Raw genomic sequence first — 25110 nt, forward strand, 5'->3', positions numbered from 1 at the left:
ATTGATAACATATGAAATACAAATATATTTTCACTCAAAAACAATATGATGAATTTTAATTTCTGAGTATGACATCGAATTTATGAAATCTGCGAATATGATCGTGAAAAATTATCATAACCTGCTATTTTAAAACGAAAAATAATTTAATATCGATTTTAAAAATACGATATTCACTCCATAAAAAACGGTAAAAAAAATATAACATCCGCTTTTATAACAGCGCTATTACCGGATTTATCTTCTTTCCTGCATGGAGTGAAAAAATGTTCGGCATCATACTTTCTGTCATCGTTTTATTAACGATGGGTTACCTGATCCTCAAAAACTACAAACCCCAGGTGGTCCTTGCGGCGGCTGGGATCTTCCTAATGATCTGCGGCGTCTGGCTGGGGTACGGTGCGCTGGTTGCACCCGAAAAAAGCAGCGGCTACCTGCTGGTTGATATTTATAACGAAATTCTGCGCATGCTCTCCAGTCGTGCAGCAGGCCTGGGGCTGTCGATTATGGCCGTCGGTGGCTATGCCCGCTATATGGACAGGATGGGAGCCAGTCGGGCGATGGTGAGCCTGCTGAGCCGTCCGCTAAAGCTTATCCGATCACCGTATATCGTGCTTGCCGCCACCTATGTGATCGGTCAGATCATGGCGCAGTTCATTACCAGCGCCTCCGGGTTAGGGATGTTGCTGATGGTCACCCTCTTCCCGACGCTGGTCAGCCTTGGCGTAAGCCGTTTGTCGGCAGTGGCGGTCATTGCCACGTCAATGTCGATTGAATGGGGTATTCTGGAAACAAACTCGATTTTTGCCGCTCAGGTAGCGGGAATGAAAATCGCCACCTACTTCTTCCACTACCAGTTACCCGTGGCCTCGTGCGTGATTATCGCCGTTGCTATTGCGCACTTTTTTGTGCAGCGCCAGTTTGATAAAAAAGCGGCACCAGAAAACATCGGCTTTACCGAACAAAAGGTGCTGGAAGATGTTCCGCCGCTCTATTACGCCATTTTACCGGTGATGCCACTGATCCTGATGCTAGGCTCGCTGTTCCTTGCACATAGTGGATTCATGAAAACAGAGCTGAATCTGGTGGTGGTGATGCTGATGAGCATGACAGTCACCATGCTTGTCGAATTCTTTCGCACCCATAATCTGCGCGAAACCATGGATGATGTGCAGGCGTTTTTTGATGGCATGGGCACCCAGTTCGCCAATGTCGTGACGCTGGTCGTCGCCGGTGAGATCTTTGCCAAAGGCTTAACCACCATCGGCACTGTCGACGCGGTGATTAGGGGGGCGGAACATTCCGGGCTTGGCGGTATCGGCGTGATGATCATCATGGCGGTGGTCATCGCCGCCTGCGCCATTGTCATGGGTTCCGGTAACGCGCCGTTTATGTCTTTCGCCAGCCTGATCCCGGACATCGCCGCAGGGCTGCATATTCCGGCGGTGGTAATGATTATGCCAATGCACTTTGCCACTACCCTGGCCCGCGCGGTTTCACCCATTACTGCGGTCATTGTAGTAACTTCCGGTATTGCGGGTGTATCGCCTTTTGAGGTGGTTAAACGCACGGCGATCCCAATGGCGGTAGGATTTGTGGTGAATATGATAGCCACGATTGTGCTGTTTTATTGATGGCTGGCACAGAAAGCAAAACAGGCCCGCAAGGGCCTGTTTGATTTTACTTCACTACGCGTAGCGCCGGACGCCCACCACGCGGAGGTGGCGGCGTATCATCCGGGTCGTTGTCATCACCGTGATCGGGCTTATCGCCATCAATGACGGACATAACCGTTTCGCTTTCAAAGCCGGACGTGTCGTTGTCGTCATCATTTAAGCTGGCGACATCTTCGTCGTAGGCCGCTTCTGGCTCGAACATGGTACCTGCACCGTTTTCACGGGCATAGATAGCCAGAACAGCAGCCAGCGGCACGGAAACCTGACGCGGTATACCGCCAAAGCGCGCGTTAAAACGCACTTCGTCGTTTGCCAGTTCCAGGTTGCCCACTGCACGTGGAGCAATATTCAGAACAATTTGCCCGTCACGCGCATATTCCATAGGAACCTGCACATCCGGAAGCGTCACATCCACCACCAGGTGCGGCGTGAGCTGGTTGTCTAACAACCACTCATAGAATGCGCGCAGCAGATACGGACGGCGCGGTGATAGCTGTGGCAAATCCATACAGATTAACCCCGGCCCAGACGCATTTCACGTTCAGGCTCAGTCAGAGAAGCCAGGAAAGAGTCACGTTCAAATACGCGGGTCATATACCCTTTCAGCTCTTTCGAACCAGCACCGCTGAATTCAATACCCATCTGCGGTAAACGCCACAGCAGCGGCGCCAGGTAGCAGTCTACCAGGCTGAACTCATCGCTCAGGAAATACGGTTTCTGACTAAACACTGGCGCAATTGCCAGCAGCTCTTCGCGCAGTCGCTTACGCGCGACGTCCGCTTCAGAAGCAGAACCGTTTACGATGACGTTCATCAGCGTATACCAGTCTTTTTCAATACGCTGCATGTACAGGCGGCTTTCACCACGTGCAACCGGGTAAACCGGCATCAGCGGCGGATGCGGGAAACGCTCATCCAGGTATTCCATAATGATGCGAGATTCCCATAGGGTCAGCTCACGATCCACCAGTGTCGGTACGCTCTGATTCGGGTTGAGGTCGATCAGATCCTGAGGTGGATTGTCTTTCTCCACATGCTCAATCTCGAAACTAACACCTTTCTCCGCCAGTACAATGCGGACCTGATGGCTATAGATGTCAGTAGGACCAGAAAACAGCGTCATTACCGAACGTTTGTTGGCAGCGACAGCCATGAAAACCTCCAGGTATATTAAGAATTTTACTGCTACCAGCCACCAGGTGGCCAGCCAGAAGTGATGTCACCCAGATTCGGAAAGCCATTGCTGTTCAAAATACAAACAAAAAATGAACAATACCGCACATTTGGGCAGAAAATTGGATGATAGTTTACCAGATTTTGTGACCTTTGTGGTGAGTCGATTCTGGAAATGGGAAAAAAGAGGTGGCAATCAGCAGATTACCGTGCTTATTCGCGGGTAAAAATCCATAAAAAAACCCGCCGAGGCGGGTTTTTTCGCAAATTGCAATCTGCCGAAGCAGAAACCAATTAACGCTTGGAGAACTGAGGACGACGACGTGCTTTACGCAGGCCGACTTTCTTACGTTCAACTTCACGAGCATCACGAGTAACGAAGCCTGCTTTACGCAGTTCGCCACGCAGTGACTCGTCATATTCCATCAGTGCGCGGGTGATACCGTGACGGATCGCACCAGCTTGACCAGAAATACCACCACCTTTAACGGTGATGTACAGGTCCAGTTTACCAATCATGTCGACCAGTTCCAGCGGCTGACGAACTACCATGCGGGCAGTTTCACGACCGAAGTACTGTTCCAGAGAACGTTGATTGATAACGATTTTACCACTGCCCGGTTTGATGAAAACGCGAGCTGCAGAACTTTTGCGGCGACCAGTGCCGTAGTATTGATTTTCAGCCATTGCCTATAATCCCGATTAGATGTCAAGAACTTGCGGTTGCTGTGCCGCGTGGTTGTGCTCATTGCCCGCGTAAACTTTCAGTTTACGGTACATTGCACGACCCAGCGGGCCTTTTGGCAGCATGCCTTTAACCGCGATTTCAATCACACGCTCAGGATGGCGAGCAATCATCTCTTCAAAGGTCGCTTCTTTAAGACCACCGACGTAGCCACTGTGACGGTAGTACATTTTGTCAGTACGCTTGTTGCCAGTTACCGCAACTTTGTCAGCGTTCAGAACGATGATGTAATCACCGGTATCTACGTGCGGAGTGTATTCCGCTTTGTGCTTACCGCGCAGGCGCAGAGCCAGTTCGGAAGCCAGACGGCCCAGAGTTTTACCGGTCGCGTCAACAACATACCAGTCGCGTTTTACGGTTTCTGGTTTAGCTGTAAAAGTTTTCATTAAAAGCTTACCCAAATAAATTAGTTACACGTTGGTGAACACCCAAACGTTTTGTCAGTTGAGGTTCACACGACATTGTCCAGCAAACCTACCCCTTCGAATAGCCTATGCCGGCACATAGAAAGTTTTGGGAAAAAAACTCTCTCGTAACGTGGGGTCGCAAGATTATAGAGAAGTCAGGGTCAAAGATCGACCCCTTTATGTGATTTGCGATGGGTTTAACCGGCTAAATGTTCGCGCTTCAGATACTCTTCGCTTTGCATCTCCTGCAAACGCGACAAACAGCGCTGGAATTCAAACTTTAGGCGCTCTCCCCGGTAGATCTCATATAAAGGAACTGCCGCACTCACCACCAGCTTGACGTGGCGTTCGTAGAACTCATCTACCAGCGCGATAAAGCGCCGTGCTTCGCTCTCCATCAACGACGTCATCACTGGGACGTCAGAGAGCAACACGGTGTGAAACAGGCGCGATAGCGCAATATAGTCGTGCTGGCTGCGGGCATCGACGCACAGGGTAGTAAACGAGACGGCCAGCGTTTGGTTTTCGACGGCCAGTGTCTGCATCGGGCGATGATTTATCTCAAGCGTCGGCGCATGTTCACTTTTGCTTCCCGCTAACGCCAGCCACAGCTTATCCATCTGCCGTTGGGTTTCATCATTCAGCGGCGATAACCATAAATGCGCCTGGGTTAACGTACGCAGACGGTAATCAACTCCGGCATCCACATTCATGATGTCGCAGTACTGTTTAATAGCCTCAATCGCCGGAAGAAAGCGGGCACGTTGCAGACCATTGCGGTACAGGTCATCAGGCGGAATATTGGATGTCGCCACGAGCGTGATGCCGCGGGCGAACAGCGCTTTCATTAATCCACCGAGCAGCATCGCATCGGTGATATCTGAGACAAAAAACTCATCAAAGCACAGCACGTCGGTTTCTGCCTTAAAGCGGTCGGCAATCACTTCCAGCGGGTCGCTTTGCCCTTGCAGGGCGGTCAACTCTTCATGTACGCGCAGCATAAAGCGGTGAAAGTGCAAACGCTGTTTACGCGTGCCCGGCAGGCTATGGTAGAAAAGGTCCATCAGCCAGGTTTTCCCGCGCCCCACGCCCCCCCACATATACAGACCACGCACCGGCGTGCTCTCCGTCGGTTCACGTTTACCCAAAAATTTGCTAAAGCGAGCAATCAGCCCACTTTCCTGCAACGCAGGACGGGCTGGGGCAGTCAGTTCCTGGAAAATAATATCCAGTCGATTCACTGCCTCTTGCTGTACGTTGTCGGGTTGATGACTGCCGTCGTTGAGGGCCTGCAGGTAACGCGATGTCGGGGAAAAGCTTTGCATGATGTTATTGTTATTCCTTGAGAATCGATGTGCCGTCGCTCACGGTTGACGAAAAAAAGGCCGTTCTACACTACGCGATATAAAGTCGGGATTCCACTTCTACGGGATTAGCGGTTATAGTGGCATAATCAGGCGCAGGCATGGAGCCTAAAGCCAACACCCTACGGAAACACAAGACAACGGGAGATGTTCATGACCTGGGAATATGCGCTAATTGGGTTAGTCGTCGGTATCATTATTGGTGCCGTAGCCATGCGTTTTGGTAATCGTAAATTACGCCAACAGCAGGCATTGCAGTACGAACTGGAAAAAAACAAAGCTGAGCTGGAAGAGTATCGTGAAGAGCTGGTAAGCCACTTTGCCCGCAGCGCTGAGCTACTGGATAACATGGCCGACGACTATCGTCAGATCTACCAACATATGGCAAAAAGTTCCAGCAACCTGCTGCCGGGTATGTCGCCAGAATCCAACCCGTTCCGTAACCGTCTGGCAGAGTCTGAAGCAGGCAACGATCAGGCACCGGTTCAGATGCCACGCGACTATTCCGAAGGGGCCTCCGGCCTGCTGCGTAGTGGCGCAAAGCGCGACTAACTGCACATCGTTAAGAAATTTATTGGGCGCAGCAATTGCGCCCTCCGCTTCTCTTCCCGTCCCAGCTATTATTTAGTCGTTAGCCGCATTGTGACCAAACCGAAAATTCAATAACATCAAACTGTTTTGAATCATCTTCCGTTTACTCAAGGTACGAGAGCAGGATCAATGAAAAAACAAACCCAGCTGTTGAGTGCATTAGCGTTAAGTGTCGGGTTAACTCTCTCGGCGCCGTTTCAGGCCATTGCGTCGATACCCGGCCAGGTTCCCGGTCAAGCCGCACTCCCCAGCCTCGCACCAATGCTGGAGAAAGTGTTACCTGCGGTCGTGAGCGTGAGGGTCGAAGGTACCGCCGCGCAGGGGCAGAAAGTCCCGGAAGAATTCAAAAAATTTTTTGGCGATGACCTACCCGATCAGCCGTCACAACCGTTCGAAGGCCTGGGTTCAGGAGTCATCATCGACGCCGCCAAAGGCTACGTGCTAACCAATAACCACGTTATTAATCAGGCACAGAAGATCAGTATCCAGCTCAACGACGGTCGCGAGTTTGACGCCAAGCTGATTGGTAGCGACGATCAGAGCGATATCGCCCTGCTGCAAATCCAGCACCCTAGCAACCTGACACAAATTGCCATCGCCGACTCCGACAAACTCCGCGTGGGTGATTTTGCCGTCGCCGTCGGTAACCCGTTCGGGCTGGGGCAAACGGCAACCTCCGGCATCGTCTCGGCATTGGGTCGCAGCGGCCTGAATCTGGAAGGTCTGGAAAACTTTATTCAGACCGATGCGTCCATTAACCGGGGTAACTCCGGTGGCGCGCTGCTTAATCTGAATGGTGAATTGATCGGTATTAACACCGCCATTCTGGCACCGGGCGGCGGCAGTATCGGCATTGGCTTTGCCATTCCCAGCAACATGGCGCGCACGCTGGCGCAGCAGTTAATGCAGTTTGGCGAAATCAAACGCGGCCTGTTGGGTATTAAAGGGACGGAAATGACCGCCGACATCGCCAAAGCGTTCAAGCTGGATGTACAGCGCGGCGCGTTTGTTAGCGAAGTGCTGCCGAACTCTGGCTCCGCGAAGGCGGGCGTGAAATCCGGTGACGTCATTACCAGCCTCAACGGCAAGCCGCTGAACAGTTTTGCCGAGTTACGTTCGCGTATTGCCACCACTGAACCGGGCACCAAGGTTAAACTGGGTCTGCTACGTAACGGTAAGCCACTGGAGGTGGAAGTCACACTGGATACCAGCACGTCGTCGTCCGCCAGTGCGGAAATGATCGCCCCGGCATTACAAGGTGCAACGCTTAGCGACGGTCAGTTAAAAGACGGCACTAAAGGCATCAAGATTGATAACGTCGAAAAAAGCAGCCCAGCCGCGCAAGCCGGTCTGCACAAAGATGACGTTATCATCGGTGTAAACCGCGATCGCGTGAACTCCATTGCCGAAATGCGCAAGGTGCTGGAAGCGAAACCGTCGATCATCGCGTTGCAGGTGGTACGCGGTAACGAGAATATCTATCTGCTCCTGCGTTAAGCTGGTAGACCGGACATCAGCCCACCGTGTGATGTCCGGTAAACTCGTGATATGCTGCTGCCGTTCCCCTTTTTAATGACGCCGCTATCATGTTTGTGAAGCTTTTACGTTCGGTCGCGATTGGTTTAATCGTCGGCGCCATTCTGCTGGCCGCGATGCCCTCTCTGCGCAAAATTAATACGCTTACAGCACCCCAGTTTGACAGTGCTGATGAAACGCCTGCCAGCTATAACCCGGCGGTTCGCCGTGCCGCCCCCGCCGTTGTTAACGTGTATAACCGCAGTATGAACAGCACGACGCACAACCAGCTCGAGATCCGCACACTCGGCTCCGGCGTTATCATGGATCAGCGCGGCTATATCATCACCAACAAACACGTGATTAATGATGCCGACCAAATCATCGTCGCTCTGCAGGATGGACGCGTGTTTGAAGCGCTGCTGGTCGGCTCCGATACCCTGACTGACCTGGCGGTGCTGAAAATCAACGCCTCTGGTGGGCTGCCCACAATCCCTATCAATAACAAACGGATACCGCACATTGGCGACGTCGTTCTTGCTATCGGGAACCCGTACAACCTCGGGCAAACCATTACTCAGGGGATCATCAGCGCCACCGGTCGTATTGGCCTGAACCCCACGGGACGGCAAAACTTTCTGCAAACGGACGCCTCTATCAACCACGGCAACTCCGGCGGTGCGCTGGTCAACTCGCTGGGTGAGCTGATGGGCATTAACACCCTGTCGTTTGATAAGAGCAACGATGGCGAAACGCCGGAAGGGATCGGCTTTGCTATTCCGTTCCAGTTAGCAACCAAAATTATGGATAAGCTGATTCGTGATGGTCGCGTCATTCGCGGGTATATCGGGATTAGCGGCCGCGAGATTGCGCCACTGCACGCGCAGGGCGGCGGAATGGATCAAATTCAGGGGATTGTGGTTAACGAAGTCTCCCCGGATGGCCCGGCGGCACAAGCAGGCATTCAGGTTAACGATCTGATTATCTCGGTCAATAATAAACCGGCCGTCTCTGCGCTGGAGACCATGGATCAGGTAGCGGAAATTCGCCCAGGCTCAGTGATCTCCGTCGTCGTGATGCGTGATGATAAACAGTTAACGTTGCAGGTCACCATTCAGGAATACCCGGCCACCAATTAACATCACGCCTCCCACTTACCATAAAAAACCGGAGCAATTTGAATTAGCTCCGGTTTTTATTAGGCGATATCGTAGGGACTTAGCACGTAATGCCTGATGGCGCTACGCTTATCAGGCCTACAAATACACGCTGACCGTAGGCCGGATAAGGTATTTGCATCCGGCCCCTTGTCGCGTTACTTAACGAACTCTTCGCCCAGGGTGATATCTTTCTTCAGCGTGTCCAGCATGCCTTCCAGCGAGCTCTGTTCAAACGCGCTCAGCTTGCCGATAGACTGACGCTCTTCTACGCCGTTTTTGCCCAGCAGCAGCGGCTGAGAGAAGAAGCGAGCGTACTGGCCGTCACCTTCAACGTATGCACATTCCACCACGCCTTTTTCGCCGTTCAGTGCGCGAACCAGCGACAGACCGAAACGTGCTGCGGCCTGGCCCATAGACAGGGTTGCGGAACCGCCACCGGCTTTAGCCTCGACGACTTCAGTACCCGCATTCTGGATACGTTTGGTCAGCTCAGCAGCTTCTTGCTCGGTGAAGCTTACGCCAGGGATCTGTGACAGCAGTGGCAGAATAGTCACGCCAGAGTGTCCGCCGATAACCGGAACTTCAACGTCGGTCGGCTGCTTGCCTTTCAGTTCCGCCACAAAGGTGTTGGAGCGGATGATGTCCAGCGTGGTCACGCCAAACAGTTTGTTCTTGTCGTAAACGCCTGCTTTTTTCAGCACTTCTGCAGCGATTGCAACGGTGGTGTTCACCGGGTTAGTGATGATACCGATGCATGCTTTCGGGCAGGTGGTCGCAACCTGCTGAACCAGATTTTTCACGATACCTGCGTTGACGTTAAACAGGTCGGAACGGTCCATACCCGGTTTACGCGCGACGCCTGCTGAGATCAGTACCACGTCAGCACCTTCCAGTGCCGGGGTCGCATCTTCGCCGCTGAAACCTTTGATTTTCACAGCAGTAGGGATATGGCTCAAATCAACGGCCACACCAGGCGTTACTGGAGCGATGTCGTACAGGGAGAGTTCTGAACCTGAAGGCAGTTGGGTTTTTAACAGTAATGCTAGCGCCTGACCGATTCCACCAGCAGCGCCGAGGACTGCAACTTTCATCCTAAACTCCTTATTATATTGATAAGCAAAGTGTCTGTTGCTCCGCGGCGGCGACCATAATTCACAAATCCGATGAACACAACAACCACGCGTCAAGAATGCGTAGTTACGCAAATTTGGCTTTTATGCATTTAACTTACGTAAATTAAAAGCTAAGTTACGTAATTCAATACGACTCGCACAGTAGAGCAACTTTCCAACAGGTGCTGACAATATACCTAACTGCCCTCCCAAAACAACATCAATTTGATAACAATTGATTTACTTTTAAGCTTATTTGCATGCCGTGACATAGGCATGTTTCTTGATAACGAAATTTGATAAAATTCCGCTCTTTCATAACATTATTTCAGCCTTGAATGAGGCAGACCGTTTGCATAAAAATTCATCTGTATGCACAATAATGTTGTTTCTACCGCCATATTACGGGTGACTTATGCGAAGCTCGGCAAAACAAGAAGAATTAGTAAAGGCGTTTAAAGCGCTTCTCAAGGAAGAGAAATTCAGCTCTCAGGGCGAAATCGTCCTCGCATTGCAGGATCAGGGCTTTGATAATATCAACCAGTCCAAGGTTTCACGCATGCTGACCAAGTTTGGCGCCGTGCGTACCCGCAATGCCAAAATGGAAATGGTGTACTGCCTTCCGGCAGAGTTGGGGGTACCGACAACCTCCAGCCCACTGAAAAATCTGGTGCTGGACATTGATTACAACGATGCCGTGGTGGTCATTCATACCAGCCCAGGCGCCGCACAGTTGATCGCACGTATGCTGGATTCACTGGGTAAAGCAGAAGGTATCCTCGGCACTATTGCGGGCGACGATACTATCTTCACCACTCCGGCGATGGGGTTCTCGGTAAAAGATCTGTACGAAGCTATTCTGGAACTGTTCGAACAAGAGCTGTGATCCCCTCCCCGTCGCATCGCGTGGCGGGGAAAAAACCTTTCTTTCCGACTCCTGACCACTCTTTTCCTCTGCCTGCCATTTAACAAATAGTGCGTTTCACTATCCAAAAACATTCACACAGTGAATACATCGAATTATAAACGCACAAATTGCGAAATTAACTATCACCATGAATTTACTGTATTTTTTTAAAATAATGAGTTCAATTATGCGTTTTTAATTCCAATAAGTTATTAAAACCACATTTCTTAACACTTAATTACAGTAGAAACCATTAGCGTGGTATTAATTTATCGAGTGATTAGTGTATACTTGATTTTGTGATGAGGGTCACGAAACGAAGACCCCAATAAAAGAATTCGACGAGGTAAATATCATGAAAATCAAAACGACTGTTGCAACCTTAAGCCTTCTTTCCGTTCTCTCTTTTGGCGCCAGTGCGGCGGTTAATCAGGTGAACACACAAGAAGCACAGAATTTGCAATCCATGGGTACCATCTCTGTTTCTCAGATTGGCAGCTCACCGATGGATATGCGTCAGGAAATCGTCGCCAAAGCTGAAAAAGCAGGCGCCAGCAGCTACCGCGTGACCGAACTGCGTGAAGGCGCGCATTGGCACGCAACCGCTGAACTGTACAAATAAACCCTCGTCGTCTGGTCCGAGACGACTTGCCCCCGCCTGTCGGGGGCTTTTTTATGCCTTACATTGAATGACGGACGTTAAAGCGTAATTGCCCTTCCAGCTCTTCTTCTGCTTCATCAAACAGCAAAATCAGCGCTCCGTAGCGTCGGCGTTGTTTGTCCGGTAAATGGACAAACTCAATCTCCAGCGGCAGAGGTAGAACGTCGCCCATCACCACCTCCCACAGCGAATCGAGATCGCTTACCTTTTCCCGAGCAAGGCCGAATGCCCGCGTAAACTCGCGGTAGAAATCACCCTGTTCTTCAATCTCGTCAAAATCAAATGTATAGATGTTCATCTATAGCTACCATCCCAACGCCAGTCGCTCTACAGGCTCTCTCTATGCAGGGATTCCCACACATCAGGTAAGTATAGCCATAAAAAAACCGACGCTTCTGGCGTCGGTTTATCAGTCTTAACTGCTGGTCAGTGCATGCTGGTATTTGTGGAGCATACCGGTGAGTCGCTTCACCGGCTCCGTCACCTGAGGCGGCGCTTGCCAGAGGGTTAACTTCTCCTGATAGACATCCAGCTCCTCCAGCAATTGGCTAAAGTAGCGTCGGCGTTTGTCGTCGTTCCCTGCGGATATGATGTGATCGGCAGTACGTCGCAGCTGACGGTGAAAGGCGGATAAATCCTCGTTTACCGGTACTGGTGCATCGCGCAGACGCTGGTGTGCGATGATCATCGTCAGCGCCAGACGAAACTTCGCCAGGTCACCGGGGAATTTGTTCATCAGCAAAAAGAGCTGCTGGTAAAGCGCCGGGAGATGGTTTTCTTTGCGGCGAACCACATTGGTGGTCATCGCTGAAACCGCCGCCGACACGAACTGATTAAGCAGCACGCGACCGGTTCTGTCACGCGAGTTATCACGCACCAGTAAGATCACCAGAAACGCCAACACGCATCCGACAATCTGCCCAAGCGCACTGTCGAGGAACTGACTAAAGTGGAAGGTCATCGGGTTATCCAGCACGATGATGTTAATGGTACTGGCCAGCGCGCCCATTGAGCCCAGACGTCGCTTCTGAACCTCGATGCCCAGAAAGAACCCCAGCACTGCCAGGCTCAGGCACAGTAACAACATACTTTGCTGCGTATTGGGGATAATCACCAGAAAGTAGAGCGCACCCAGCGGTAACGCCGCCAGCGTGCCGTAAATAAAGTCGATTGCCACCATCCGCGGGTTGGGTAAACGCATCGCCAGTGAGGTCACCACCGCAATCATCACCATTGCGCCGCTACCTGACGTCCAGCCAGTCCACAGCCAGAACAAGGTGCCCAGCACGCAGGACAGCGTGGTGCGCCAGAAGTTGACCATCGCATGGTGGCGTTCGGCGGATTCCACTTTCACCACCGGCTCACCCTGCAGGATCTCTTCTTCCGTAGCGCTGATTTTCGTGTTGCTAACCACCCCACGTTTCAGCAGCAGGTAACGGGTTGCCGCACTGGCCCAACTATAAAGGGTCACCGGCGTTTCGCGCTCGCCGGTCCAGACCATCACCCGGCGCATGCGCTTCAGTTGTTTATGCACATCCTGCACGGTTTCCACCGGCGTATCGAACAGCTCACGGAAGGTATCCGTAATCAGTTCCGGACGCGTGTTCTGGATAAGATAGGTTTCACAGGATTGGGTAATCAACGTCAGTGACAGCGTATTCAGCGCTTTGAGCCTGCGGTTGGCGCGCCCCCAGCGTGAGGACTCCATATTCAGGTTACTGCGCATGCCTTCCAGCGCCGCAGTCCGACGAACTAAATCGCCCCAGGCTTTGTCCACTTCTTCACTGTCACCATGCTTAATACACAGTTGCATAAGCCGATACTGCGCCACCAGAAGGCTGTCCAGTTCAACGTCAATTTCTTGTTTCACCGAGCGGGGAGAAAAGAGCAGATCAGCAACAATTGCGCAGACAATACCGATCACAATCTCGCTGCAGCGCTCGAGGGCAAATTGCGGTGTCAGCAGAGGCTCAGCCTGGATAGTAATGACGATAATCAGCGCCGTATAACCCGAAAGCCCCCAGGCATAGGAGTTCTCGATCTTCACCAGCGAAGAGATCCAGGTACAAAAACCGGCCCAGACACAGCACACGAGGATCATCAGCAGCGGCGCACGGATCATGCTGATGATAATTACCAGTGCCGCAATACAGCCGATAAACGTCCCGATAATACGCAGCATCCCACGATAGCGGATCGCACCCGAATAAGGTTCTCCGCCCGCCGCAAAAGCGGGGCCTGCTGCCACAATCGCTGCGGTCAACACCGCCCAGCGCGGGGTCTCAAGCTGAAAATGAAAGCCAACGAACAGCGCCAGCACAATGGCGCATGCCAGTTTTAACGCAAAGCGGATATGCTGATTGGCAATGGAGAAAATGCCCATCGCAATTAACCAAACTCGCGCAGACGGTGCGCCATTTTACGGAAGAAGGACTCCTGGCTGGCATCGCGATCCTGCTTCCCGGTAATAACCACAGTCGCCGTGGTCCCGGCTGGCCACAGCGTTCCCTGCTGGTCATCAAGACGGACGCGTACTGGCACACGCTGAGCAAGTCGCACCCATTCAAGGTTGGAGTCAATGGTCGCCATGCCTTTCGCATCCTGCGTACTGCTGGCATTCGTCACGCCCGCCGCCACGCTATCAACGGTACCTTTCAAAACCTTGTTGCTGCCAAGCGGCGTAATTTCAGCACGGTAACCCGGACGCACACCTTCCAGCTTGGTCTCTTCCATATAAGCCAGCACGTAGAAAGAGTGCTGTTTGACCAGCGCCACCGCCGTCGAACCACGGGTAATAAACTCACCGGAATAGACGTTAAGGTTCGTCACCCAGCCGTCGGCTGGCGCACGGATAACCGTACGTTCAAGATCGAGTTTTGCCAGATCACGGGTCGCCTGCGCCTTCGCCAGCTGATGTAATACGGTTTGCAGCACGTTATTCGACTGGTCAATCTCTTCGCGGGACATGGCCTGAACGCCAAGACGGTTACGACGCCCCGCTTCCTGGCGTTTTTCCTGCGCCAGGACTTGATAATAGGCGACGTCCGCTTCGGCTTGTTCGAGGGCTTTTTTATAGCGCGGTTGGTCGATGGTGAACAGGACCTGATCCTTTTTCACCAGCTGGTTATCATGCACGTTAACGTGAGTAATCAGGCCCGCGACGTCCGGGGCGATAGCAACAACCTCGGCACTAAAACGCGCATCACGCGTCCACGGCGACTCGGTGTAATAGACCCATGCGCGGAAAATAGCGATAAAAGCCAGAATGACCAGTACGAGAGTCATGGCCGTACGGGAGAGTTTTCTTGTTAGTGTTTTCACTTCAACCTCAAACGAACAGGCGCGTTATTAGATAGAACAGACAGCAATACAGCGCGGTGTTAAACAGGGCCGGATGCCAGACAAAATCATAGATGCCAGTTGGAACCAGCACCCGGCGCACCAGCCAGAAAATCGCCAGTGACAAAAGTAACTCGAAAAAAATCGGTGGGAAGGAAAGACCAAACACCACGATAACGGGAAACAGACTCATGTTGACCTTGGTAGCTTAAGAGAGTGCAGGCGATCGTTTATTGAGCGTATGTCACCGCAGAGAAGGGCAAGGATGAGCCAGGCGAGAGCGACATAGCTGTTATTTGAATAATAATATATTAACGTAACTGTTATGCTGTTATCTATATTATGTGATCTAAATCACTTTTAAGCCAGAGTGAACAATGGAACGATTAAAACGTATGTCGGTGTTCGCCAAAGTCGTCGAGTTTGGCTCCTTCACCGCCGCTGCCAGACAACTGCAAATGAGCGTTTCATCAATAAGCCAGACGGTATCAAAACTGGAAGATGAACTGCAGGTTAAGCTGCTAAACCGCAGTACACGCAGCATTGGGTTGACCGAGGCCGGAAAAATTTATTATCAGGGCTGCCGTCGCATGCTGCACGAAGTGCAGGACGTTCATGAGCAGCTCTATGCGTTTAACAACACGCCGATCGGTACACTGCGGATCGGCTGTTCTTCAACCATGGCACAAAATGTCCTCGCCGGACTGACCGCGAAAATGCTGAAAGAGTACCCCGGACTGGCGGTCAATCTGGTCACCGGCATCCCGGCCCCGGACTTAATTGCTGACGGTCTGGACGTGGTTATCCGTGTGGGCGCTCTCCAGGACTCCAGTCTTTTTTCACGTCGTCTGGGGACGATGCCAATGGTGGTCTGTGCCGCTAAAAGCTATCTCGCCCAGTTTGGCATCCCGGAAAAACCCGCCGATCTCAGCAACCATTCATGGCTGGAATACAGCGTGCGTCCAGATAATGAATTTGAGCTTATTGCCCCGGAAGGGATTTCAACCCGACTGATCCCGCAGGGACGCTTCGTAACCAACGATCCCATGACGCTGGTGCGTTGGCTGGCCGCAGGCGCGGGGATTGCCTATGTCCCACTGATGTGGGTGATCAATGAGATCAATCGTGGTGAATTGGAGATCCTGCTGCCCCGCTACCAGTCAGATCCGCGTCCGGTTTACGCGCTGTATACCGAAAAAGACAAGCTGCCGCTCAAGGTGCAGGTCGTGATTAACTCTCTTACAGATTATTTTGTCGATGTGGCGCAGTTGTTTCAGGGGATGTACGGCAGGGGTAAAGATAAATAAAAATGCCCGGTGGCGCTTCGCTTACCGGGCCTACGGTCGGTGCAGATATGTAGGCCGGATAAAACGCGAAGCGTTGCCATCCGGCATGTACAGTTACGCGGTACCGCCTACGGTAAGGCTATCTACCTTCAACGTCGGCTGACCCACGCCCACTGGTAGACTCTGCCCTTCTTTACCGCAAACGCCGACGCCGTTATCCAGTTTCAGGTCATTACCCACCATCGAAACCTGCTGCATCGCTTCGATGCCGGAGCCGATCAGCGTCGCACCTTTCACCGGCTTGGTCACTTTACCGTTTTCAATCAGATACGCTTCAGACGTTGAGAACACAAACTTCCCGGACGTGATGTCCACCTGACCGCCGCCGAAGTTCGGAGCATAAATACCGTATTCAACGGACTCAATAATTTCCTGCGGCGTAGATTTACCCGGCAGCATATAGGTATTGGTCATGCGCGGCATTGGCAAATGAGCGTAAGATTCACGACGTCCGTTACCGGTCGGCGCTACACCCATCAGACGCGCGTTCAGCTTGTCCTGCATATAGCCTTTCAGAATACCGTTTTCAATCAGGACATTGTACTGGCCTGGCGTACCTTCATCATCAATAGCCACTGAACCACGGCGATCCGCCATCGTGCCATCATCCACGATGGTGCACAGCTCAGATGCCACCAGCTCACCCATGTGGCCGCTAAAGACTGATGTCCCACGACGATTGAAGTCACCTTCAAGGCCATGACCGACCGCTTCGTGCAGCAGCACGCCCGGCCAGCCTGCACCCAGCACGACCGGCAGTGCGCCTGCTGGCGCGGCTACCGCGGAGAGATTCACCAGCGCCATGCGCACGGCTTCTTTCGCCCATGCATCGGCACGGACTTCGCCGTCAAGGGAGGCGAGGAAATAGTCATAGCCAAAACGACCACCACCGCCGCTAGCGCCACGTTCACGCTTACCGTCATCTTCAACCTGCACGCTAACGGACAGGCGCACCAGAGGACGAACATCAGCCGCCAACGTACCGTCAGTCGCCGCAACCAGAATCAGCTCATAAACGCCGGTCAAGCTAGCGGTCACTTCCTGCACACGTTTGTCGGCGGCACGCGCGACCTTATCAACGCGACGCAGAATATCCAGCTTCTCTTCACGGCTCATGCTCTGCAACGGATCAAGTGAGGTATAAAGCGCCTGATGCTCTACTGCACCCAGCGTTTTCACTTTGCCATCACCGTTGTCGCGCACAATAGTACGGGCAGCAAGAGCACTTTGCTCCAGCGCCAGCAGACTTATCTGGTCCGCATAGGCAAACCCGGTTTTTTCGCCGCTGATGGCACGCACACCAACGCCCTGATCGATGTTGTAAGAACCATCTTTAATGATGCGGTCTTCTAAAACCCAGGATTCGTGATAGCTCGACTGAAAATAGAGATCGCCGTAATCAAGACGGCGTTCGGCCAGTTGGCCCAGAATGGCAAACAGGTCCTGATGTTTCAGGCCATTCGCCGCTAGCAATTGTTCACTTACCAGGTTCAGACTCATCGTTTTGCTACTCATTAGTTGCCGCCGTAAAACAGCGGTAAGAAGATCATATTTACTGAGATTGGGGCAATTACTCGCCCCCGTCAAATCATTGCTGGCTTTCTTTACGCGGCTGGCGCAGAACTTCGTTAATCTGCGGTTTATCGACCGGACCAGTAATGCGATAGCGCAGAATCGAGACTTTGCTCCACAGCGGCCCCAGAACTTTACTGGCGGCAAACACCGCCGCGCCGACAATCGGGTTAACGGCAAATGCGGCGGCAACCCCCACGGTGGCAGAAATTTCCGGCGCGACCACGGCTTCCATATTCAGCTCACGGCGCACCAGATTGACCGAGCCTTTCATGGCGATATCGGCTTCCAGACCATCCACCAGCGTATCGTCGGTATGCATCACGCCATCTTTGATCCACGCAGTACTGCGAATGGAGTCAAAATAAAAGCCTTCGTTAAACGTATCGCTAAAATCGAAACGCAGTTTACGCAGCAACGCATCAAAGCTCAGTAGGCGCAGCAACTGCCCCGCATGCCCGGTGCTGAGTTCAGTAATCTCACCTTTGCCCAGACGGGTCCGCAAAATACCATTCAGCGACGCTTCATCCGGATCCCAGGGCGGGTTACGCCAGTGCAAATCGTACTCGACGTTGAATGAGGAGTTGCGGATCGGGGTCGATACACCAAAGAAACCGGCCGCTGAATCAATTTTATTACCGTTCAGTTTTCCTTTAAGCGACGTACGCACATTACCCGGCGCGTTAACCCATTCACCGTCGAGGGTCAGTCTGGCAAAGCCCGTATCCAGCAGTCCGTTATCCAGGGTCAACGTATCACCCTTAATCGCGACGTCAGCATCAATGCGCCCGTATTTCTGCCCCCACATCCAGCACTCTTCGCAGCGCAGTTGAACGTCCGGCCAGCCACGGAAGCTGACGTTATTGATCGCGGAAAACGGTGAGGCCGGAGTGGCGTTCGGTGCGGGTTTCGCGGCGCTCGGGTTGTAATAGAGATACTTCACGTTTGCCAGCCATGGTGCGTTATTGCGCATCGCCAACGTCGCGTTGATCTCACGCCCCTGCGCCTGCACTTTACTGCCGTTCAGTGAAGGCTCAGATACAATACTGAGATTATTCCACTGCTGACCGCCCAACGATAGCGACGGCGTGCGCACCGTTATACGCTGCGGGAAGTCCGCATTGGTGCCCACGCTGTCCGCCGCGCCTTTGTTAAACAGTGCCAACCATTGCGCACCATCCATTGGCGGCAAATTGAGCTCAATACCTTGCTGCTCGGGCAGGTCAGGCACAGTGCGGCTTTCAGAAGCCCAGATAGCACGATCAAGGGTCAGTTTCTGATTCAACAACCAGTGGCTGTTAAAGTGATTTTTAGGCCCCGCGTTGCCCGTCAAATCGAAGCTGCGCAGGTTGCCGTCGGCCTTCACGTTTAATGGCAGAGACTCGCCGGCCGCTTTATTCAGCGGCGCAGGTAAGTGACTGCTTACATTCTTCAGGTCACCTTTAAGCTCAATGCTGTAGGTCGCCCCGGCATGGTAAGGAAGATCGATACCCACTTTGCCATTCCACGCTACGCTGCCGCCTAAGGCCTCGTTCACCTGCGTTGGCAGGATGCCCATGCGGGTAGGCTGCCAGTCACCGTTCAGATTTACCGCAACCTGATAGGCTTTAGCACCCTCGGTGGTGGAAAAGTCGACGTTCAGCGGCTGATTAAACCAGTTGGCCGTCATCGGCTCGCTTTGAAGTGAGCCGTTGATAAAGCTAAATTTGCCGTTCAGGTTCTTTAATGTACTGTCGAGTGGCTTAATAAACAGGCTGTTATTACGCAGGTTAACATCACCTTTGGCCGTCACCAGCGAGCCATCAAAGGGGATATCCAGATGTAAGCGAGCATTCACATCGCCGTCAATCTGGAGCTGCTCCAGCGTGGCGCCCAGTGAATCCTTCAACGGCGTCTCATCAAAATACGGTCCAACTGCCTTGCCCGGACCATTAATGTCGGCATCAATTAGCAGCTTTTCTTTCGCGTAGTCGGGAATATCAGCTGTCAGGTTGCTGGCTCTCACCCCACCTAAATTGACGCCGTCGGTCTTCATCCACAGACCGTTATTCATGAAGTTCAGCTCAATGTTGAGATTGGTAAGCGCTGGCCAGTCAGGCTGGAAAGCAAACTTAGCATTGCGCAGCGGCACCAGTACCTGGAACTGACCTTCGTTATGTGGATACGGGAACAGGCGCGGGTTACCGCCGTACACCAACGTGGCGTTATCCGCCTCACCGCCCTGAATCGCACCGCTCAGGTAGTCGACCAGGTCTTTACCCATCAGGTTTTCCGGGAAATAACGCCAGGCCTGAGAACCATCGTCGGTGCTGATACCCGCCAGAATGCCCAGCCACGGCTCATCACCTGTCGGCTGCAGATAGCGAAAGCCGCCGCGCGCATGGACGGCTTTCGCTTTAACATCAATATTTCGCCCATCCAGCTGAAAACCTTTGTCATTCTTCAGCCAACTTAGCGTCGCCACCCCGTCTTCGATTTCCAGCGGCGCGCGGAAGACGGTTTCATACGGCATTTTCGCCTGCTTCATCGAAACGGTGAGCGCACCATTTTCTACGCTACCGGCAAGCGTACCGGAGAAATGCTCGGCGCCCGGTAACAGCTTCCACTGCTTCCAGGCCAGATCGGTCCACGAGGACTGGAAGCGCGTTTTTTCTGTCGCCTGTAATGGGATATCCAGCGCCAGCGTATCTATCTTGCCGCTCGGCTGCGTGGCGCGCCAGATGTCACCTAACGCCGGAGAGAGCTTTGCCGCCATGGGGCGCAACCCTTCCAGGCCCGCCAGCTCGAGGTTACTGGCTCGAATGCGCAGCTCATCGCTGCGTTTGTTATTCTCGCCCCCCACTTCCTGCTCGGGGATCCAGGCCAAGGTGAGCGCGCCACTCGGCCAGGGCTTGTTATCCATCGTAATGCGCGTATCCGGGATCGCGAACACCCAGCCGGGCTGCTCGCGGCTAATATGCGCGGTCAGGTTATCAACGGACAGCGTGTGCGTGTTGTTGTCACCTTTCCAGCTTGCCCCGCCTTTCTTCAGCCAGACATCGCCACTGGAAATTTCGCCTTTGCTGAGCGTCATCCACCCTTCCAGGCTAAAGCGTGCCGTTTGCAGCGCGACGTTATCCTGCATCCATTTCCCCAGCCACGGTTTGACGTCGATGTCATCGGCCTGTAGCCAGACCCGGCCATTGTTCAGCAGCCCTTCGTCATCACGCAGATCCATCCGTACCTGCATGATACCGTGCTGCCCGGTCAGGCTGGAGAGGCTGACCTGGCCTTCGGCGCGGTGTCTGTTTTTTCCGTTCAGCCAGGTAAGCTGCGGGATCGCCAGTTCTGCACGCTGACCAGAGAGGGTCAAGAAACTGATTTGGCTGTCGCGGAGATCGAAGTGATCGAACTGGCGTAAAAACAGATCGCTAACGCGGCCGGGTTCGACTCCATCGTCATTGTTGCTGCGCTGGATAGGCGTATTAGTGCGTAAATGCAGTTGCCAGAAGGTGAGGTCGCGAAACTGCCAGCGCATGTGCAGCAAGCTTTGCCAGACATCCAGCGCCAGCGTGACGCGTTTGACCGAGAATTCGCCGCCGTCGCTAAGCTGAGTGTGGATATCGCGGGCTTCAAGGGTGGGGCCAAAATTCTGCCAGTTGGCGGAGAGCTGGCTGGCAGAAACGGTCATACCGGTGGCCGACTCAATTTTACTGAGGATCGCAGGCCGCCAGCTATCGAGATGCGGCAACGCAAGGCGCAGGCCACTGACCAGTAGCGCTGCGATGACGACGAGCGCGGCTCCAGTGAGCAGTAAAATCCCCGGCAATCGCCTCACGCATCTCTCCTTGTCTGCCAAAAAATGTGACTCACAAAATCGTTTTGCCGGATGGCGGCGTGAACGCCTTATCCGGCCTACAAGGTATCGCCATCAGGTGGTTAACTACATCATAACGACGTCGAACTGCTCCTGGTTATAGAGCGGTTCGATTTGTACTTTAACCTGCTTACCGACAAAAATTTCCACTTCCGCCAGCGCGTGTGACTCTTCACCTTTCAGGGCTTCCGCCACGGACGGAGAAGCATAGACCAGGAAACGATCGGAGTCGTAAGCATGATGGACACGCACGATCTCCCGCATAATTTCATAGCATACGGTTTCGACCGTTTTGACCGTACCGCGTCCGTGGCAGGTCGGGCACTCGTTGCATAGCACATGCTCGACGCTTTCACGCGTGCGCTTACGCGTCATCTCCACCAGCCCCAGCTGTGAAAAACCGTTAATGCTGGTTTTAACGCGATCTTTACTCAGCGCCTGCTCCAGAGAGTGCAGCACCCGGCGGCGGTGATCCTCATTACTCATGTCGATAAAATCGATAATGATAATGCCGCCCAGGTTACGCAGACGCAGCTGACGCGCAATCGCCTGCGTAGCTTCAATATTGGTATTAAAGATGGTGTCATCGAGATTACGATGCCCAACGAACGCACCGGTATTGATATCCACGGTGGTCATGGCTTCGGTTTGATCGATAATCAAATAGCCACCGGATTTCAGCTCAACCTTGCGTTCCAGCGCACGCTGAATTTCATTTTCCACATCAAAGAGATCGAAAATGGGCTGTCGTCCACTGTAATGTTCCAGCTTGCTGGTCATCTCAGGGATGTATTCTGCTGTAAACTCCAGTAACGCTTCGTAGGTCAGACGGGAGTCCACGCGGATCCTGTCGAGCTGAGCATCAGCAAAATCACGCAACACGCGCTGCGCCAGCGCCAGCTCGCCGTACATCTGGTAACGGGTTTGCGGGCGCTTTTTGCGCTCCATGACTTTGGTCCAGACGCGCTTGAGATACGCCGCATCTGAGGCCAGATCGTCCTCGCACACGCCTTCTGCAGCCGTGCGAATAATAAATCCACCCTGCTCATCGCAGTAATCCGCCACCACTTTTTTCAGGCGTTCACGCTCGGTTTCGCTTTCGATACGCTGGGAAACCCCAACGTGCGAAGCACCAGGCATAAAGACCAGGTAACGGGAAGGCAGCGTGATGTCTGTCGTCAGGCGAGCGCCCTTGGTGCCCAGCGGATCTTTGACCACCTGTACCATCAGGTCCTGGCCCTGACGAACCAGTTCGGAGATGTCGCGCACGGTGAACTGCTTCTGTTCTTCACCCGCCACGCATTCGGTGTGCGGCATGATGTCTGAAGCGTGAAGAAAAGCGGCTTTATCCAGCCCAATATCTACAAAAGCCGCCTGCATACCCGGAAGTACACGACTTACACGACCTTTGTAGATATTGCCTACGATTCCGCGTCGCGCCTCACGTTCAATATGAATTTCCTGCAGAATACCGCCATCAATGTACGCCACGCGTGTTTCCGAGGGCGTTACGTTTACCAACAATTCAGCCGTCATGTTTATCCCTTTTTTCACGCAGTGCGTTAAAATTGCTCAGCAACTCATACGTTTCTACCAGCGGTAAGCCGACCACGGCGTGATAGCTGCCATTTATCTTCCTGACAAAACAACCACCCAACCCTTGAATACCGTATGCACCTGCTTTATCCATCGGTTCACCGCTGGCAACATAGCCCGCGATGTCCTCATCTGTTAGTGCTCTGAACGTGACGTCCGTAACCACCAGGCAGTCCAGACTGTGCTGACGATCGGCTAATGCCACCGCCGTCATCACCTGATGTGTTTTGCCTGACAGCTTATGCAGCATTGCGGCCGCATGCGCGGCGTCGTGCGGTTTTTCCAGCACTTCGCCATTCAGGATGACAATGGTATCAGCCCCCAGCACCGGTAAATCTCGCGCAGCCAGCGCAACACCAGCCTGAGCCTTCTCACGCGCCAGGCGAACAACATACTGCTGCGCGCTCTCTTGCGGATGACGCTGTTCCTCAATCCCTGGAACCAGCCGTTCAAAGGTGACGCCAAGTTGGGTCAATAATTCCTGACGGCGTGGGGAACCTGAAGCCAGATACAGAGTATTCATATCAACCTTATTGCACCGCAAACTGCTGGCGGACTTTACGCATCAGTAAAAATAGCCATGGCCAAAGCACACCATTTACTACACTACTCCAGAACACTTCAGGTCTGAAAGAGACGTTGATCACTAAAAACTCGGCCCAGAAAACAATAATGTCCACGACCAGTGATAACAACATAACCACCAGCGCCTGTTGCCAGAGCGCCAGGTTACGGAATAGCTGGAATTTCAGCGCAACCAGGTAGGCAATGATACTCATCGACAAAGCCCGCACGCCAAGTGTGGAGCCGCTAATGAGATCCAGTATGGCACCCACCACAAATCCTGTGCCCACATTTACGCGATGCGGCAGTGCCAGGATCCAATACAACAAGATGAGCAGCACCCAGTTTGGCCGGTAAACAAGAATGTCGTCCGGCCAGGGCATGACTTGCAGTAAAAGTGCGATAAGGAACGAGAGCCAAATAACCCAACGCCCCTGACTACGATAGCTTGCCACTTACTGCCCTCCCGGCTTACGCGGAGAAGGTGCTGGCGGCGTTGTCGTTGCAGGCGTTGGCGTCACGCCAGTCGCTGGTGCAGGAACGGGCGCAGGCGGGCCCATCGCGTCCGGTGCAGGCAGGACCTGCGGCATCATTTGCATCAGACGCTCATTGGCTACGCGATGCACTTCTTCCGGCGTCATCGGATTGGCGCCATTACGATCCGCCCCCCACAACAGCAGCAGGTAACGCAGACGCTGTAACCCTGCCGTCGGACGCGCCTGAATCACGGTGTAAGCACGCTGAGTGTCCAGTTTAACGGAAGAGACCACGGCAACCGGATAGCCTTCAGGGAAGCGGCCGCCCAGACCGGAGGTTACCAGCACGTCGCCAACGCGAATGTCGGTATTGGCCGGCAGATGCTCGAGCTGCAGATCGTCCGTACAACCGTTACCGGCAGCAATCACGCGGATATCGTTACGCAATACCTGGATTGGCAGCGCATGGGTGGCATCACAAATCAGCAGCACGCGACTGGTCAGTTTTGCCACGGCAACAACCTGGCCCACAACGCCTTTGTCGCTGATGACCGGCTGCCCTTCATAGACACCGTTCACGCTACCCTTGTCGATAACTACCTGATCGCTGTAAGGGTCATTAACCGTTGAGATGACCTGAGTCACCATCTTTTGTTCATCCTGGCGCAGCGGCGATCCCAGCAGCTCGCGCAAGCGCGCGTTCTCCTGTTTATATTGCCCCAGCATCAGCAGTTCACTGTTTTTCAGCAGCAGTTCCTGACGCAGCGCCCGGTTTTCAAGTTCAAGTTGGTCACGCGAGGCCAGCGTTTGCGACACGCCATCGAGTAATTCACGGGGACCATTAGAAATAAAGTAGAAAGGACTGACGGCGGTATCCATGTATGTTCGGATTTGACTAAACATACCCAGGCGGCTGTCGGCAATAATAACGCCGAGCGCCACCAGCACCGCCAGAATAAGGCGAATCTGTAGCGACGGGCCACGGCTAAAAATTGGCTTCATAAGTTTGCGTATTCTCGTATCAGATTCGGCAGGGCAATCGGATGTTAAC

23 protein-coding genes are annotated in these 25110 nt (G+C 53.1%); 7 read left to right on the forward strand and 16 right to left on the reverse strand.

The annotated features are described in order from the left end of the window. Positions 1 to 266: 266 nt before the first annotated feature. Positions 267 to 1634 carry an anaerobic C4-dicarboxylate transporter DcuC gene (gene dcuC / locus M2374_RS09765; protein WP_174361220.1) on the forward strand — a complete coding sequence of 456 codons (1368 nt, stop codon included), beginning with the start codon at positions 267 to 269 and terminating at the stop codon, positions 1632 to 1634. A gap of 46 nt (positions 1635 to 1680) precedes the next feature. On the opposite strand, the gene sspB is transcribed toward dcuC, so the two are convergent. From sspB to zapE, 5 genes are all read right to left on the reverse strand, one after another. Further along, complete coding sequence (gene sspB, locus M2374_RS09770) at positions 1681 to 2184, reverse strand: ClpXP protease specificity-enhancing factor (RefSeq protein WP_096755484.1); 504 nt, start codon at positions 2182 to 2184, stop codon at positions 1681 to 1683. A gap of 5 nt (positions 2185 to 2189) precedes the next feature. After that, positions 2190 to 2828, reverse strand: coding sequence for a stringent starvation protein SspA (gene sspA / locus M2374_RS09775; RefSeq protein WP_135911317.1), 639 nt, complete (start codon positions 2826 to 2828; stop codon positions 2190 to 2192). 314 nt (positions 2829 to 3142) lie between these two features. Then, positions 3143 to 3535, reverse strand: coding sequence for a 30S ribosomal protein S9 (rpsI, locus tag M2374_RS09780; RefSeq protein WP_062774136.1), 393 nt, complete (start codon positions 3533 to 3535; stop codon positions 3143 to 3145). A 15-nt stretch (positions 3536 to 3550) separates the two neighbouring features. Beyond that, positions 3551 to 3979, reverse strand: coding sequence for a 50S ribosomal protein L13 (gene rplM / locus M2374_RS09785; RefSeq protein ID WP_096755482.1), 429 nt, complete (start codon positions 3977 to 3979; stop codon positions 3551 to 3553). Positions 3980 to 4197: 218 nt separating this feature from the next. After that, positions 4198 to 5325: a cell division protein ZapE gene (zapE, locus tag M2374_RS09790; protein ID WP_137400207.1), complete on the reverse strand. Its 1128-nt coding sequence runs from the start codon at positions 5323 to 5325 to the stop codon at positions 4198 to 4200. 192 nt (positions 5326 to 5517) lie between these two features. On the opposite strand from zapE, the gene zapG reads away from it, so the two are divergent. The 3 genes from zapG to degS all read left to right on the forward strand — a co-directional run bounded on the left by zapG (position 5518) and on the right by degS (position 8609). Further along, entirely contained in the window at positions 5518 to 5916 is a 399-nt protein-coding gene (gene zapG, locus M2374_RS09795; RefSeq protein WP_045448139.1) for a Z-ring associated protein ZapG, read from the forward strand. 168 nt (positions 5917 to 6084) lie between these two features. Continuing rightward, positions 6085 to 7452: a serine endoprotease DegQ gene (gene degQ / locus M2374_RS09800; RefSeq protein WP_096755480.1), complete on the forward strand. Its 1368-nt coding sequence runs from the start codon at positions 6085 to 6087 to the stop codon at positions 7450 to 7452. 89 nt (positions 7453 to 7541) lie between these two features. Beyond that, positions 7542 to 8609, forward strand: a complete 1068-nt coding sequence (degS, locus tag M2374_RS09805) for an outer membrane-stress sensor serine endopeptidase DegS (RefSeq protein WP_115257362.1) — start codon at positions 7542 to 7544, stop codon at positions 8607 to 8609. A 176-nt stretch (positions 8610 to 8785) separates the two neighbouring features. On the opposite strand, the gene mdh is transcribed toward degS, so the two are convergent. Then, positions 8786 to 9721, reverse strand: a complete 936-nt coding sequence (gene mdh / locus M2374_RS09810; protein WP_115257361.1) for a malate dehydrogenase — start codon at positions 9719 to 9721, stop codon at positions 8786 to 8788. Positions 9722 to 10157: 436 nt separating this feature from the next. Between mdh and argR the strand changes: the two genes are divergently transcribed. Both argR and yhcN-B read left to right on the forward strand, forming a co-directional pair. After that, positions 10158 to 10628 (forward strand): transcriptional regulator ArgR, encoded by a 471-nt coding sequence (gene argR / locus M2374_RS09815; RefSeq protein WP_115257360.1) that lies wholly within the window; start codon positions 10158 to 10160, stop codon positions 10626 to 10628. Between the two features lie 376 nt (positions 10629 to 11004). Further along, positions 11005 to 11271, forward strand: coding sequence for a DUF1471 family stress response protein YhcN-B (gene yhcN-B, locus M2374_RS09820; RefSeq protein WP_096755476.1), 267 nt, complete (start codon positions 11005 to 11007; stop codon positions 11269 to 11271). Between the two features lie 58 nt (positions 11272 to 11329). On the opposite strand, the gene M2374_RS09825 is transcribed toward yhcN-B, so the two are convergent. The 4 genes from M2374_RS09825 to aaeX form a co-directional block, all read right to left on the reverse strand. Further along, positions 11330 to 11608, reverse strand: coding sequence for a hypothetical protein (locus tag M2374_RS09825; protein ID WP_096755475.1), 279 nt, complete (start codon positions 11606 to 11608; stop codon positions 11330 to 11332). Between the two features lie 117 nt (positions 11609 to 11725). Continuing rightward, the gene (gene aaeB, locus M2374_RS09830; protein WP_096755474.1) at positions 11726 to 13693 is read right to left on the reverse strand and encodes a p-hydroxybenzoic acid efflux pump subunit AaeB; all 1968 of its coding nucleotides are present in this window, start codon (positions 13691 to 13693) and stop codon (positions 11726 to 11728) included. A gap of 5 nt (positions 13694 to 13698) precedes the next feature. Next, positions 13699 to 14631: a p-hydroxybenzoic acid efflux pump subunit AaeA gene (gene aaeA, locus M2374_RS09835; protein ID WP_096755473.1), complete on the reverse strand. Its 933-nt coding sequence runs from the start codon at positions 14629 to 14631 to the stop codon at positions 13699 to 13701. Positions 14632 to 14638: 7 nt separating this feature from the next. Beyond that, positions 14639 to 14842, reverse strand: a complete 204-nt coding sequence (aaeX, locus tag M2374_RS09840; RefSeq protein WP_003025177.1) for a p-hydroxybenzoic acid efflux pump operon protein AaeX — start codon at positions 14840 to 14842, stop codon at positions 14639 to 14641. Between the two features lie 184 nt (positions 14843 to 15026). Here aaeX and aaeR point away from each other — a divergent pair, with 184 nt between their 5' ends. Continuing rightward, positions 15027 to 15956, forward strand: coding sequence for an HTH-type transcriptional activator AaeR (gene aaeR / locus M2374_RS09845; protein WP_117342751.1), 930 nt, complete (start codon positions 15027 to 15029; stop codon positions 15954 to 15956). A 93-nt stretch (positions 15957 to 16049) separates the two neighbouring features. On the opposite strand, the gene tldD is transcribed toward aaeR, so the two are convergent. The 6 genes from tldD to mreC all read right to left on the reverse strand — a co-directional run bounded on the left by tldD (position 16050) and on the right by mreC (position 25061). Further along, positions 16050 to 17495, reverse strand: a complete 1446-nt coding sequence (gene tldD / locus M2374_RS09850) for a metalloprotease TldD (RefSeq protein WP_096759323.1) — start codon at positions 17493 to 17495, stop codon at positions 16050 to 16052. Positions 17496 to 17583: 88 nt separating this feature from the next. Next, on the reverse strand, positions 17584 to 21384 hold the full coding sequence (yhdP, locus tag M2374_RS09855; protein WP_181688701.1) for an AsmA2 domain-containing protein YhdP: 3801 nt from the start codon (positions 21382 to 21384) through the stop codon (positions 17584 to 17586). Between the two features lie 105 nt (positions 21385 to 21489). Continuing rightward, positions 21490 to 22959: a ribonuclease G gene (gene rng, locus M2374_RS09860; RefSeq protein ID WP_181688700.1), complete on the reverse strand. Its 1470-nt coding sequence runs from the start codon at positions 22957 to 22959 to the stop codon at positions 21490 to 21492. After that, positions 22949 to 23542, reverse strand: a complete 594-nt coding sequence (locus M2374_RS09865; RefSeq protein ID WP_115257357.1) for a nucleoside triphosphate pyrophosphatase — start codon at positions 23540 to 23542, stop codon at positions 22949 to 22951. The genes rng and M2374_RS09865 overlap by 11 nt, the downstream gene beginning before the upstream one ends. A 7-nt stretch (positions 23543 to 23549) precedes the next feature. Then, positions 23550 to 24038, reverse strand: coding sequence for a rod shape-determining protein MreD (mreD, locus tag M2374_RS09870; RefSeq protein ID WP_103928680.1), 489 nt, complete (start codon positions 24036 to 24038; stop codon positions 23550 to 23552). Continuing rightward, a complete protein-coding gene (gene mreC / locus M2374_RS09875) occupies positions 24039 to 25061 on the reverse strand; it encodes a rod shape-determining protein MreC (RefSeq protein ID WP_096755467.1) in 1023 nt (340 codons plus the stop codon). Positions 25062 to 25110 lie beyond the last annotated feature (49 nt).

Source organism: Citrobacter sp. JUb117 (assembly GCF_024809055.1).
Classification (GTDB): domain Bacteria; phylum Pseudomonadota; class Gammaproteobacteria; order Enterobacterales; family Enterobacteriaceae; genus Citrobacter; species Citrobacter gillenii.